The sequence below is a fragment of the Marinirhabdus gelatinilytica genome (genome assembly GCF_003353425.1).
Taxonomy (GTDB): Bacteria; Bacteroidota; Bacteroidia; order Flavobacteriales; family Flavobacteriaceae; genus Marinirhabdus; species Marinirhabdus gelatinilytica.
Window position 1 is genome coordinate 340,256 of the sequence record NZ_QRAO01000001.1, and the last position, 13,051, is coordinate 353,306.

Sequence of the window (13,051 nt, forward strand, 5' to 3'; positions counted from 1 at the left end):
ACCCTTTAAAACTTCCCGTATATTGCGGGCCCTTGGTATGAAAATAGCAGTAATAGGTGCCACCGGAATGGTAGGAACCGTCATGTTGAAATTGTTGGAAGAACGTAATTTTCCCTTAACCGAACTTATCCCTGTAGCTTCAGAAAAATCGGTGGGGAGAGAACTGTTGTACAAAGAGAAATTAGTGCCCATAGTATCCATGGAAACTGCTATTGCAGCTCGCCCGGAAATAGCTATCTTTTCTGCAGGGGGAAGTACCTCTCTGGAATATGCCCCTAAGTTTGCTGAAATTGGCACCACGGTTATAGACAACTCTTCTGCTTGGAGAATGGACCAATCCAAAAAATTGGTCGTGCCGGAGATAAACGCATCGGTATTAACCCCAGAAGATAAAATAATTGCCAACCCAAATTGCTCCACCATACAACTGGTCATGGCATTGGCACCTCTTCACAAAAAGTACCAGATGAGGCGTGTGATAGTTTCAACATATCAATCGGTTTCGGGGACTGGGGTAAAGGCCGTACAGCAATTGGAAAATGAAATTACCGGCGTTGGTGGACCTATGGCCTATCCTTATCCCATACACAAAAATGCATTGCCCCATTGTGATGTTTTTGAAGCCAACGGTTACACCAAAGAAGAAATGAAACTGGCCCGAGAACCCCAAAAAATATTGGACGACAGGACATTCTCGGTTTCTGCCACTGCGGTTCGCATACCTACGGCTGGCGGCCATAGCGAATCCGTAAACGTAGAGTTTGTCAACGATTTTAATCTTTCCGAAGTAAGAAGGCTTTTGCAGCAAACCCCTGGCATTGTGGTACAAGACAATCCAGACACCAACACATATCCCATGCCCATCTATGCCCACGACAAGGACGATGTGTTTGTGGGTAGGATAAGAAGGGATGAGACCCAGCCCAACACCCTCAATATGTGGATCGTGAGTGACAACCTGCGTAAAGGGGCGGCAACAAATGCTATCCAAATAGCAGAATATCTGGTTGAAAAGGGATTGGTGTAAGCCTCTAAATATTTTTCGTCTAAACTTTGGTAACAGCCAAAAACTCTTTTAGATGAAGATTTTCCACACCATCCTACGTATAGGTTTAGGACTAATGCTCTTGGCGTTTGGCCTCAATAAGTTTTTCTGGTTTCTTCCAGATTTTAAGTTTGACGGTTTTCCGGAAGCCGAACACCTATTTGAGGCCCTTAGGTATTCATGGGAAGCCCCTAGCGGTAAAGGATATGTGCTAGGGACTGTTGGCCTGGTCGAAATTATGGCAGGATTCCTTTTGGTCATAAAAAAATGGATCCCGTTTGCGATGGTTTTATTAATGCCTGTGTCCGTACACATTGTACTGTTTCACGCTTTTGTATACTTTAATCCTATGAATCTTGGCCCAGCGTTGTTTGTGTTTGCGGCAAACTGCTATTTAATGTATATAAACTGGGATGCATACAAAGGATTGTTCAAGTAAACCACCTAGGGAGATTTAAATCTCGATTATGGAGTAAACATTTCATTTAAAAAACTTTACGCCCGTTTCTCCGGTTGGATGAAACGGGTTTTTTAGTATCTTTAAATAACAAACCATCAAAACCATTCACTATGAATTCAACTTTTACCTCTATCATGCGTATTGTATTGGGACTGGCGCTATTGGTCTTTGGCCTAAACAAGTTCCTCAATTTTATAAAAATGTTCGAAATGCCCCCCGCAGCGGCAAATTTTATGGAGTCCCTCGAAACTACTGGATACGTTTTTTACATTGTTGCTATTATAGAAATTTCCGTAGGGCTTATGCTCTTGTTTAAAAAATGGGTCCCCTTTGCCCTTGTACTGTTAGCCCCGCTTACGGTAAACATTCTGCTGTTCCACTTGTTTTTGGATGTTTCGGATATTGCCGTGGCCATTGTTATTTTCACTTTTAATGTTATCCTCATTTATAAATACTGGAAGGCATATAGACCACTTTTTCAGTATTGAAGTATAAAAATCGTTTTTTGAAATAGCGTAACGGCAGTTTTTCAGTATTTTAGTGGCTTGAATTATCACAATCAAACAAATGAGAAAATTAATCCTACCCGTTCTTTGCACACTAGCACTTATAAGCTGTAAAAACGAGAATGAAACTACCAAAACCGAAACTATTGCCGTGACCTACCCCGAGACCAAAAAAGTAGATACCGTAACCAACTATTTTGGAACCGAAGTAAAAGACCCCTACCGCTGGCTGGAGGACGATATGAGCGAGGAAACAGCAGATTGGGTACAACGCCAGAACAAGACCACCTTTGGGTACCTGGACAACATCCCTTTTCGTGAAGAATTGAAGGAGCGCCTTACAGATCTCTGGAACTATGAGAAAGTTGGGTCTCCCTTTAAGGAGGGCGACTACACCTATTTCTTTAAAAACGATGGCCTGCAGAACCAGTATGTGATCTATCGCTACAAAACAGGTGAAGACCCCAGTACAGCCGAAATTTTCTTGGATCCTAATACCTTTAAGGAAGATGGAACCATCTCTTTGGGTGGCTTAAATTTTTCTGAAGACGGAAAAACAGCCGCCTATAGTGTTTCTGAAGGAGGAAGCGACTGGCGAAAAGTGCTCGTAATGAACACTGAAACCAAGGAAATCGTGGAAGATACCCTAGTGGATATAAAATTTAGTGGTATTGCCTGGAAAGGTAACGAAGGCTTTTACTACTCAAGCTATGACAAGCCAGAGGGCAGCGAGCTCTCGGCAAAGACAGACCAGCACAAACTGTATTATCATAAATTAGGAACATCACAGGAAAAGGACGAATTGATATTTGGTGGCACCGAAGCCCAAAAACACCGCTATGTGGGCGGAAGTGTTTCCGAAGATAACCGATGGTTACAAATCTCGGCCAGTACCTCAACATCCGGCAATAAACTGTTCTTAAAGGATTTGAGCAAACCCAATAGCAAGCTCATTACCGTGCTGGACCATACCGATTCTGATACGTTTGTCATTGACAACGTGGGGACCAAACTATACCTGGTGACCAACCTGAATGCGCCCAACCGAAAGATAGTAACCGTAGATGCCAGTAACCCCACTCCAGAAAACTGGAAAGATTTTATCCCTGAGACCGAAAATGTGCTGAGTCCAGGAACGGGTGGTGGCTACTTCTTTACCGAGTATATGGTAGATGCCGTGAGCAAGGTAATGCAATATGATTATGACGGGAATCTGGTACGAGAGATTGAATTGCCTGGCGTAGGTAGTGCAGGCGGATTTGGAGCAAAAAAGGAAGAAAAGGAGCTGTACTACAGCTTTACCAACTATGTAACACCGGGAAGCATCTATAAATTTGATATTGAAAGCGGCAAAAGTGAGCTGTACCGAAAGCCAGAAATAGATTTCAATCCTGAAAACTACGAAAGCAAACAAGTATTCTATACCTCTAAAGACGGTACTAAGGTACCCATGATCATTACCCACAAAAAAGGCATAGAGCTCAATGGAAAAAACCCAACTATTCTGTATGGTTACGGTGGTTTCAACATTAGTTTGACCCCAAGTTTTAGCATTTCTAATGCTGTATGGATGGAACAGGGCGGTATCTATGCAGTTCCCAACCTTCGCGGTGGCGGTGAATACGGGAAAAAATGGCACGATGCCGGGACTAAAATGAACAAACAAAATGTGTTTGACGATTTTATAGCAGCAGCCGAGTACTTGATAGCCAATAATTACACCTCTAGCGACTACCTTGCTATCCGCGGTGGCTCAAACGGTGGTTTGCTCGTGGGCGCTACAATGACCCAGCGACCCGACTTGATGAAAGTGGCGCTACCGGCCGTGGGCGTATTGGATATGTTACGCTACCACACCTTTACTGCTGGAGCTGGATGGGCATACGATTATGGTACTGCTGACGACAACAAAGAGATGTTCGAGTACCTAAAAGGCTACTCGCCCGTTCACAATGTGAAAGCAGGCACAGAGTATCCCGCAACGCTTGTTACCACAGGAGATCATGACGACCGTGTAGTGCCCGCGCATAGCTTTAAATTTGCAGCAGAACTACAGGACAAGCAAAGTGGCGACAATCCAACCTTGATACGCATTGAAACAGATGCCGGGCATGGGGCAGGAACTCCAGTAAGCAAGACTATAGAGCAGTATGCCGATATCTTCGGTTTTACGCTTTACAATATGGGCTACGAAACGCTCCCCAGCAAGACCGATAAAGATATCCAACAGTAATTTTTTAGATACTAAATTTTTTTTACCAACCTCAAAGGACTTGAATAACCTTTGAGGTTTTTTTTCAAAATTATGTCACTAAACATTTCCATAAACTCTTTTGCGTATCCTGAAAGCCCCAAAGGGATAAAGGTCCTGTCCAATATCAGTTTTCGGGTTGGAAAGGGAGAGCATGTTTCGGTATTGGGTGAGAGCGGTTGTGGAAAATCCACGTTGCTTCACTTAATCTATGGGTTGTTGAATTTAGACAAGGGCGAGATTTTCTATGGAAAAAAACAGCTGTTTGGTCCTAGCCATAGTTTAATTCCCGGTCATAGTTTTATGAAATTGGTCTCGCAGGAATACAATTTGATGCCCTACACCTCGGTAGCCGAAAATGTAGCAGAATACCTCACTAGGCAGAACAAGACCCAAGACCTAGAGCGAATGACCGAAGTATTGCAAACCGTAGGCCTTTTGGATTTAAAGGAGCGAAAAGTAGAAACGTTGAGCGGTGGTCAAAAGCAACGTGTATCCCTGGCCAGGGCACTGGCAAAGGCTCCCGAGGTGTTATTGCTGGACGAGCCCTTTAGCAGTATTGACACCTTTCACAAAAACAGCTTGCGTCGCAATTTGTTCACCTATTTAAAAGAGCACGGTATAAGTTGTATTACAGCGACCCACGATGCTAAGGAAGCTTTGTCTTTTTCAGACAGGATGCTAGTGCTAAGGCATGGGGAAATGCTCCAATTGGGCACGCCAGAGAAGGTGTATGCCTCTGCAACTTCGGTATACGAAAAAAGCTTTTATGGTGAGGTTTCCACACTTCCTGCCGGTATCTTATCTGAAGAACCGCTTCATCTGTTTCCACATCACTTAAAAATTTCAGCAGAAAAAACCCCCTTAAAAACTACGGTGAAAGCTTCATATCTTAAGGGAAAGACTTATCTCATTTTGGGTGAAGGGAATTCAGGAATTGTATTTTTTGAGCACTTCGAAAAACTTGACAAAGGAGCAACGGTGTACCTTTCCTTGGTCTGACACTTTAGAAAATAAAAATTAGCATCGTGGCGAAGCTTTAAATTTCTTAACAAACGCTCAAAATACTCGTTAAAATCCTCCCAAACGGCACTAAAACACACTTTGTGCCGCTCCTTACACGTATCTTTATATAAACTTGAACAACGATGAATATAAAGAACAAAACTGTAATTATTACAGGTGCCTCTAGCGGCATTGGTGAAGCAACTGCGCTTAAGCTTTCAAAAGAAGGAGCTAACGTGGTCTTGGCCGCAAGACGTGAAGACAGATTAAGGAAATTAAAAAGTAAGATTGAAAAAGAAGGTGGAAATGCCCTCGTGGTAACTGGAGACGTTACCAATAAAAACGATTGGCAACACTTACAAAAAGAAGCAAGGGACACCTTTGGATCTATCGATGTACTAATAAACAATGCTGGGCTCATGCCCCTCTCATACGTAAAAAATCTTCATACCGATGAGTGGGACACTATGGTAGACGTGAACATAAAAGGCGTGCTAAATGGTGTCTCGGCGGTATTACCCACCATGATGGAACAAAAAGAAGGACATATTATTAATATTTCTTCAGTAGCCGCCTATAAATATTTCCCTGGGGGAGCAATCTATTGTGCTACAAAATCGGCTGTAAAAATGTTTTCTGAAGGCTTACGACAAGAATTGGCGCCTACTTATGGAATAAACGTCACTTCCATAGAGCCAGGAGCTGTAGATACCGAATTGACCGAAACCATTACCGATAAAGAATTGATGAAAGATATGCAAGATGTAATGGGCGACGTGGAGCCATTAGCCCCAAACGATATTGCAGATGCTATCTTTTATGCGTTGTCACAACCTGGACGCACCAATGTAAACGATGTGTATATCATGCCAACAACACAAAAGCAATAATAACCGCTTAAAATTATAAACTATCCATCGGAACGAATACCGATGGATTGTTTTAGGACCAAATGATTAAACCTTTACCACCATTTTTCCCTTGTTTTTTCCATCAAACAAGTCTATAAATGCCTGTGGAATATTTTCAAATCTATCTACAATAGTTTCCTCATAGGTTAATTTATCTTTTTGAAGCCAGCTAGCCAGTTGCGGGACGATTTTATTGAAATCATCTTGATAATCCCGCGCTATAAATCCTTGCATTTTTAGGCTCTTTTTTACCAAAGAAGTCTCCAGTCTGGGTCCTGTGGGCTGTTCGGTTTCGTTGTATAACGAAATTGCCCCGCAATTAACTACGCGGCCAAAACGATTCATGTTGGCTATGGCTGCATCCAGAATCTCTCCGCCTACATTATCAAAATAAATGTCTACTCCATTGGGACAAGCTTCTTTTATTGCCTTTTGCATAGTGTTAGTTTTATTATAGTTTATACCTTCGTCAAAACCGAAAGTATCTTGCAACAGGTTTATTTTTTCATCACTTCCTGCAATACCTACAACCTTACAGCCTTTAATCTTGGCAATTTGTCCAACCACGCTTCCCACTGCCCCGGAGGCACCAGAAACCAAGACCGTTTCACCTTCTTTCGGTTCCCCAATTTTAAGCAAGCCAACGTAGGCGGTTATTCCTGTGAGTCCCAAGATTCCCAGATACGCACTCAGTGGCGCTTTACTTTGATCTACTTTTTGAAGTCCCTTCCCGTTATGGGTTTGTATTTTTTTCCAGTCCAGCATCCCGTTTATGTAGTCCCCCGTTTTAAAATCGGGGTTTTCCGATGCTACAACTTCTGCAATAATGCCACTTTGTATGGGTTCATCAAGTTGAAAAGGTTCAATATAGGATTTTTCATCCCGCATTCTGCCTCGTAAATAGGGATCTACAGAAACATATTTTGTTTTTAATAGCACCTGTCCTTCTGAAACTGTTGGTTTGTCTATTTCAGCAAACTCAAAATTATCCAGGGTTGGGGTTCCTTCTGGTCGGCTTTTTAATAATATGGTCTTGTTCATTTTTTTTCTTTTTTATAAAGTTAGGTAGTCGCTGGACAATTTCAAAAGCTATTAAGAGTGCATTACATCAATTTTGAGAAAAGGTTAACGTCTTTTTAAAACAGTAATATATCTACAAAAGTGAGCGCTGCTGAAACCAATTAAATTGAAGTCTATCTTGTATTGCATATTTTATAATACGGAAGAAAAACTATGGCAAATAAATATAGGAAATCGTTCCAGTTAAAGGTTCCTATAAAAGAGGCGAAGGCAAAGGCTCCCGAGGTGTTATTGCTGGACGAGCCCTTTAGCAGTATTTACACCTTCCGTAAAAACAGTTTGCGTCGCAATTTGTTTGCCTATCTAAAAAAGCACGATATAAGTTGTATCACAGCGACCCCACGATGCTAGAACTGCTTCGGTATATGAGAAAGGTTTTTTTGGTGAGGTTCCTGTGATCCGACCAAGTGTTCTTTCAAAAAAAGAACTGGTGTTGTTGCCCCACAAAATAAAAGTTTCAGTAGATAAAACGGCACTTTTTGTTACCGTTGCCCAACACTATTTTAAAGGAAATCATTATCTTGTGGAAGCAGATTTCAGCGAAGATAAAATATTTTTTAACCATCCTGAAATTGTACAAACAAAGCAAGTATATCTAAAACTGAGAAGCTATGGCAAATAGCCATACCGCAAATGTACAGCTTGGAATCCCTAAGGAAAAAGCCAAGGAAAAAACACAAGAAGCCCTAATGAAAGCTGGATTTAGGATGGCGAAATGGGTGGGGGCAAACCAAGCTTTTTATGCTGAAGCTCCCACAACGTTGTGGTCATGGGGTGAAGATATCTTAGTTCGTTTTCAGGAAAATGAGCAGGGTACTTTGGTAACCTTCACTTCCTCCTGCAAGCTCTCTACACAAATTATAGATTGGGGAAAAAACAAAAAGAATGCTAAAAAATTTTTCCAACACCTAGATGCATCCTAAACTACATTACCTAAAACATATTTCCAAAGTAAAGATAGCTTTCTCCATAATCCTTGGACTGCTATCTATATACCTGCTTTATTCTGGAACGTTGTTCGGGCTAATATTACTAGGGGCTGCCTTAAAACTATCGCTTAGAGAAGGCATAGAAATAGCTTTGGAAGGAAAGGCATATAGAAAGATATATTCGGTAATGGGATTAAAGGTTGGTGTTTGGAAGCCTCTTCCAGAAATAGAATATGTCTCTATATTCGAAACCAAGAAAAAGTCCAGAGCTAGGGTTATCGCAGCTCAGGCAGACCTTGCTTTTACTATATTTAGGGTAAATTTATTCTACGAACAAAACAAACACATAACCGCATATGAGAGTGAAGATAAAGTTGAGGGGTTTAAGGTGGCTGAACACTTAGCGATGGTTCTGGATAGCAAAATCCATGATGCCACCAATGCTGCTAGGTGATTTTCTGGGAGTTGGGTGGATTTGACACTTGAAATGAAACTATGAAATACTCTTCACCACAAGATCCCGCCCATTAAAACTGAAACCGTCCCCCTTTACGGCTCCACTTAACAATTGCCCAATGGGAGATTGCAACGCCACACAAAAATAATTGGTTTTTCCAACTGTAACTTGCCCTATAGAAATGCTCATAAAATAGGTGCCGTTGTTAGTATATACCAAGCTTCCCAAGCGCACATAATCTGAAGCTTTTGTTATATCTATCTTCTTCACCAAAGCTTGCAGGTTTTCAATTTCCTGTAATTGTTTTCCTGCGTTTTCACGATCTATCTGTAACATGGCACGACCGGTTTCATGCTTGTCCCCTGCGCTGCTCTTGGATTCTTCCACTAGGGACTCTTCAATACCCGCAATGGTTTGTTTGATTTTCTCAAACCGTTTCATTACTGTATTTTGGCAGTGTTCCAGTAATGCTATCTTCAGTTCTTTATCGGTCATTTCCCTTTGGTTTTTTCAGCGTAAATGTACCATAAAAACGCATCTGTCCAACAATCCACTCTTTTCTTTCTTGAATGTACTTAGAGGGCGGGTTAGCCTTAAAATTTCTTGGATTGGGCAAGATGGCAGCGATGGCGGCGGCCTCATATTTTTGAAGATTTTTTGCCGATTTGTTGAACCAATACCCCGAAGCTGCCTCTGCTCCATAAATGCCCTCTCCCATCTCTATACTGTTAAGATATACTTCCAAGATTCGTTCTTTGTCCCACAACAGTTCAATCAAAAAAGTGAAATAGGCTTCCAGCCCTTTACGCAACCAGCTCCTATCTGGCCACAGAAAAACATTCTTTGCGGTTTGTTGGGAAATGGTACTGGCCCCACGCAGTTTTTTGCCTTTCTTGTTGTTTTTGTATGCTCTTTCGATGTTTTCTACATCAAAACCGTTGTGTTTTATAAATTTTTGGTCTTCGGCACAAATTACGGCCAGTTGTAACTCTGCTGAAATTTCTGAAATAGGGACCCATTTGTGCTTCGTCTCGAAATCGCCTTCAGATTGATAGCTGCGTATAGCCATTAATGGGGTGTAGTAAACAGGAACATATTTATAGAGCAGCACCCAAAGTACCGTAAGCACGATGAACCACAACAATACTTTAAAAAGGAATTTAAAGAGTTTTTTAACCATGGTACTCCCTAGCCCCCCTCAAGGGGAGAATAAATTGTAACTAAATTTGCCAACTGTTGTCCAACGGAGCTCCCAATGGCAACGCCCATTCCGCCAAGCCGCACCCCGCAGTACACATTGGGTTCAATTTGTTTTACAATAGGCTTTTTCTGTGTACCAACCCCCATAATGCCACTCCAACGTTGGTCTATGGTAAACGGTGTATTGGGGAGGATTGTTGTTTGTAACAGCCGTTCCAGTTCCTCTTGTACAAGAGCCGTTAGGCCTAAATCTGATGTTTCTTCTGCTTTAAAATCCAGATTTCTTCCGCCTCCAAAAAGAATTCGGTTATGTATATTTCTGAAATAGTAGTAGCCTTTGTCCAGATGAAAGGTGCCTTTAATATGCAAATTAGGGATGGGATGGGTAATCAAAACTTGTGCGCGAGCAGGCTGTAACGGGAGCTCCAAAAACTGTTTGGCAAAGCCGTTTGTGGCAATGCATAGCTTTTTTGCTGAAAATTTCACTGAATTGTCCATTTCTAGAGAAATTTTATTGTTTTTTGCTGAAAATGAAGTAATTTCTGCGTTATTCAGCACTAAAATTCCTTTTTTTGAACATTTTTGAAGCAGCCCTAATATCATTTTTCCCGCATCAAGCTGTCCTTCAAATTTGTTGAAAACAAGCTTATTCTGAACATTTTTAAAAGAAAATGAATCCTTTTTAACCGAAAACACCTCTTTTTCGCCAAAAAACACATTTTCTAATAGTTTATTGATGTACGAAAGATTTTCAATACAATTTTCAAACAAGTCAGTATCATTTTCAGTGAAAACTTCGTGACCTCCCAATTGTTGATAGTCCAATTGAAGATCGCCAAGATTTCTCCTAAGCAATTGCAAGCCTACTACTCTGTTTTTAATGAGTTGGACAACCTCATCTTCGGAATGTGTTTTTAAATCCTCTAAAATTTCAGAAATACTTCCAAAACAGGCAAACCCGGCATTTTTGGTACTTGCCCCACTGGGCAGCATTCCTTTTTCAAAGACGACTATTTTTTTTTGTGGATATCGTTGGCGTAACGCTAAAGCACAGCTTAGTCCAACAATGCCACTACCAATAATCGCAACATCTATGTTGGAGAGCCATGTATTTTGTTCCCAATAGGACAGGTTATGTTTCTCCCTCGATGGGGGTTGAGAGGTGTTCTCACTGGGATTGTTTCTTCTCATTGTATTTAAAAGTAGGGAAAACGTGGCTAAAACTGACTCGAGAGGTCAAAAAAACGAGACTGTAAGAGTGCCGATTTTATGCTAAGATTCTTACAATACCGGCTTTGTATCGCTTTTATTTTTGCATTTGTGAAGCAGCTTCAAGATATAAATACTATTGACTATGCTACGGTTTTCTTTGAATATTTGCTTGTATGTTTCTTCACTGGGTGGCACCAAATCCAGTTCATCCAAAAGATTGTCTATTAAATTTTCAGCTTGGAGCGTATCAATTTTAAACAGGTTTAAAAGGTCGTCTTCAGGATATAGATCAAAATTTTCGACTTTAATTCGCATTTGTATAGCGTCGTATACTTCATCGGTTATTTTATATGAAAAGTCTTGGGCCTCCATTTTTTTAATATACTCAAACTTATGTAAGCTTGGTCTGTTTTTCGCTATTCTTTTCAGCTTCTGGGAAACGTAATACCTATATAATCCCACGAAAAGAAGTAGGATTGTTCCTGCGACATATAAAATTGCTTTTCCCTCTGACAAAATTCTTATAAATTATAAAAAGCTAAAGTGTAAATATATTTTTCTAAAACAAAAAACCCCAAATTCCAAAGGTGCTCTTTGGGATTTGAGGTTGAGTGCTCAATACTTTAACCACTATTCCTCTTCTGGAGGCGCCATTTTCCAATCGTTCATAAAAGCAGTGGTGTAATTTCCTGCCACATAATCTGGATGGTCCATTAACTGTCTATGGAATGGGATTGTGGTTTTTATACCTTCAATTACAAACTCGTCCAATGCGCGTTTCATTTTATTGATGGCTTCATCTCTTGTCTGCGCAGTCGTGATTAACTTAGCAATCATAGAGTCATAGTTGGGCGGTATCGTGTAGCCTGCATATACGTGTGTGTCCAGTCTAACCCCATGGCCTCCTGGGGCGTGAAGTGTTGTGATTCTTCCTGGTGAAGGCCTAAAATCGTTATAGGGATCTTCAGCATTGATACGACATTCTATGGAGTGCAAGTTTGGCGTATAGTGCTTTCCAGAAATGGGTACTCCCGCCGCAACCAAAATCTGCTCACGTATTAAATCGAAATCTATTACCTGTTCGGTAATGGGGTGTTCTACTTGGATACGGGTGTTCATTTCCATAAAGTAGAAGTTTCTGTGTTTATCAACCAAAAACTCTACCGTTCCGGCACCTTCATATTTTATAAATTCGGCTGCTTTTACAGCTGCCATCCCCATGTCGTTACGCAATTTCTTGGTCATAAAGGGGCTTGGGGTTTCTTCGGTCAACTTCTGGTGGCGGCGCTGTATGGAGCAGTCACGCTCGCTCAAATGGCACGCTTTGCCCGTACTATCGCCTACGACCTGTATTTCAATATGTCGTGGTTCTTCAATGAGCTTTTCCATATACATATCGTCATTTCCGAAAGCAGCTTTACTTTCCTGTCGTGCAGATTCCCATGCTGCTTGTAGGTTTTCTTCTTTCCATACAGCTCGCATCCCTTTTCCTCCACCTCCAGCACTTGCTTTTAGCATCACTGGATAGCCGGTTTCTTTTGCCACTTTTTTACAGGTTTCAAAATCTTCTATCACTCCATCACTTCCCGGTACGCACGGTACGCCTGCAGCTTTCATGGTAGCTTTGGCCATGGCCTTATCTCCCATTTTTTCGATCATTTCTGGAGAAGCCCCAATAAATTTGATATTGTGTTCTTGGCAGATACGTGAAAATTTTGCGTTTTCTGAAAGAAACCCATATCCTGGGTGTATAGCATCGGCATTGGTAATTTCTGCAGCTGCGATAATGTTACTCATCTTTAGGTAACTTTCGCTACTAGGTGCAGGACCAATACAAACGGCTTCGTCGGCAAACTTAACATGTAGGCTTTCTTCATCAGCTTTGGAGTATACCGCAACCGATTTAATGCCCATCTCTCTACAGGTTCTGATTACACGTAATGCAATCTCTCCCCTATTTGCTATTAATATCTTTTTAAACATAATTCTCTGAAA

At 41.2% G+C, this 13,051-nt stretch carries 16 protein-coding genes; 10 read left to right on the forward strand and 6 right to left on the reverse strand.

Annotation, left to right across the window (positions count from 1 at the left end; all coding sequences use genetic code 11):
• The first annotated feature begins 37 nt into the window (after nt 1–37).
• From C8D94_RS01495 to C8D94_RS01520, 6 genes are all read left to right on the forward strand, one after another.
• On the forward strand, nt 38–1,027 hold the full coding sequence (locus C8D94_RS01495; protein WP_115122138.1) for an aspartate-semialdehyde dehydrogenase: 990 nt from the start codon (nt 38–40) through the stop codon (nt 1,025–1,027).
• A gap of 52 nt (nt 1,028–1,079) precedes the next feature.
• Complete coding sequence (locus tag C8D94_RS01500; RefSeq protein WP_115122139.1) at nt 1,080–1,484, forward strand: DoxX family membrane protein; 405 nt, start codon at nt 1,080–1,082, stop codon at nt 1,482–1,484.
• Nucleotides 1,485–1,615: 131 nt separating this feature from the next.
• Nucleotides 1,616–1,993, forward strand: a complete 378-nt coding sequence (locus tag C8D94_RS01505) for a DoxX family membrane protein (protein ID WP_115122140.1) — start codon at nt 1,616–1,618, stop codon at nt 1,991–1,993.
• A 79-nt stretch (nt 1,994–2,072) separates the two neighbouring features.
• Nucleotides 2,073–4,244 carry a prolyl oligopeptidase family serine peptidase gene (locus C8D94_RS01510; protein ID WP_115122141.1) on the forward strand — a complete coding sequence of 724 codons (2,172 nt, stop codon included), beginning with the start codon at nt 2,073–2,075 and terminating at the stop codon, nt 4,242–4,244.
• Nucleotides 4,245–4,316: 72 nt separating this feature from the next.
• Nucleotides 4,317–5,264: an ABC transporter ATP-binding protein gene (locus C8D94_RS01515; RefSeq protein WP_115122142.1), complete on the forward strand. Its 948-nt coding sequence runs from the start codon at nt 4,317–4,319 to the stop codon at nt 5,262–5,264.
• 146 nt (nt 5,265–5,410) lie between these two features.
• Nucleotides 5,411–6,157: an SDR family oxidoreductase gene (locus C8D94_RS01520; RefSeq protein ID WP_115122143.1), complete on the forward strand. Its 747-nt coding sequence runs from the start codon at nt 5,411–5,413 to the stop codon at nt 6,155–6,157.
• Between the two features lie 66 nt (nt 6,158–6,223).
• Here C8D94_RS01520 and C8D94_RS01525 read toward each other — a convergent pair whose 3' ends face one another.
• On the reverse strand, nt 6,224–7,219 hold the full coding sequence (locus C8D94_RS01525; RefSeq protein WP_115122144.1) for an NADP-dependent oxidoreductase: 996 nt from the start codon (nt 7,217–7,219) through the stop codon (nt 6,224–6,226).
• A 192-nt stretch (nt 7,220–7,411) separates the two neighbouring features.
• Here C8D94_RS01525 and C8D94_RS01530 point away from each other — a divergent pair, with 192 nt between their 5' ends.
• The 4 genes from C8D94_RS01530 (at nt 7,412) to C8D94_RS01545 (ending at nt 8,641) form a co-directional block, all read left to right on the forward strand.
• Nucleotides 7,412–7,609, forward strand: coding sequence for a hypothetical protein (locus C8D94_RS01530; RefSeq protein WP_115122145.1), 198 nt, complete (start codon nt 7,412–7,414; stop codon nt 7,607–7,609).
• Between the two features lie 85 nt (nt 7,610–7,694).
• Nucleotides 7,695–7,880, forward strand: a complete 186-nt coding sequence (locus C8D94_RS01535; protein WP_147278475.1) for a hypothetical protein — start codon at nt 7,695–7,697, stop codon at nt 7,878–7,880.
• A complete protein-coding gene (locus C8D94_RS01540) occupies nt 7,870–8,181 on the forward strand; it encodes a DUF1499 domain-containing protein (RefSeq protein ID WP_115122147.1) in 312 nt (103 codons plus the stop codon). Before C8D94_RS01535 ends, C8D94_RS01540 begins: the two co-directional genes overlap by 11 nt.
• Nucleotides 8,171–8,641 (forward strand): hypothetical protein, encoded by a 471-nt coding sequence (locus C8D94_RS01545; protein WP_115122148.1) that lies wholly within the window; start codon nt 8,171–8,173, stop codon nt 8,639–8,641. The genes C8D94_RS01540 and C8D94_RS01545 overlap by 11 nt, the downstream gene beginning before the upstream one ends.
• Nucleotides 8,642–8,680: 39 nt before the next feature.
• On the opposite strand, the gene C8D94_RS01550 is transcribed toward C8D94_RS01545, so the two are convergent.
• From C8D94_RS01550 to accC, 5 genes are all read right to left on the reverse strand, one after another.
• The gene (locus C8D94_RS01550) at nt 8,681–9,139 is read right to left on the reverse strand and encodes a 3-oxoacyl-ACP synthase (protein ID WP_115122149.1); all 459 of its coding nucleotides are present in this window, start codon (nt 9,137–9,139) and stop codon (nt 8,681–8,683) included.
• Nucleotides 9,129–9,824: a monofunctional biosynthetic peptidoglycan transglycosylase gene (gene mtgA, locus C8D94_RS01555; protein WP_115122150.1), complete on the reverse strand. Its 696-nt coding sequence runs from the start codon at nt 9,822–9,824 to the stop codon at nt 9,129–9,131. The genes C8D94_RS01550 and mtgA overlap by 11 nt, the downstream gene beginning before the upstream one ends.
• A gap of 8 nt (nt 9,825–9,832) precedes the next feature.
• Nucleotides 9,833–11,035 (reverse strand): NAD(P)/FAD-dependent oxidoreductase, encoded by a 1,203-nt coding sequence (locus C8D94_RS01560; RefSeq protein WP_115122151.1) that lies wholly within the window; start codon nt 11,033–11,035, stop codon nt 9,833–9,835.
• A gap of 90 nt (nt 11,036–11,125) precedes the next feature.
• Nucleotides 11,126–11,428 carry a hypothetical protein gene (locus C8D94_RS01565; RefSeq protein WP_147278476.1) on the reverse strand — a complete coding sequence of 101 codons (303 nt, stop codon included), beginning with the start codon at nt 11,426–11,428 and terminating at the stop codon, nt 11,126–11,128.
• 258 nt (nt 11,429–11,686) lie between these two features.
• On the reverse strand, nt 11,687–13,039 hold the full coding sequence (accC, locus tag C8D94_RS01570; protein ID WP_115122153.1) for an acetyl-CoA carboxylase biotin carboxylase subunit: 1,353 nt from the start codon (nt 13,037–13,039) through the stop codon (nt 11,687–11,689).
• Nucleotides 13,040–13,051: the final 12 nt, after the last annotated feature.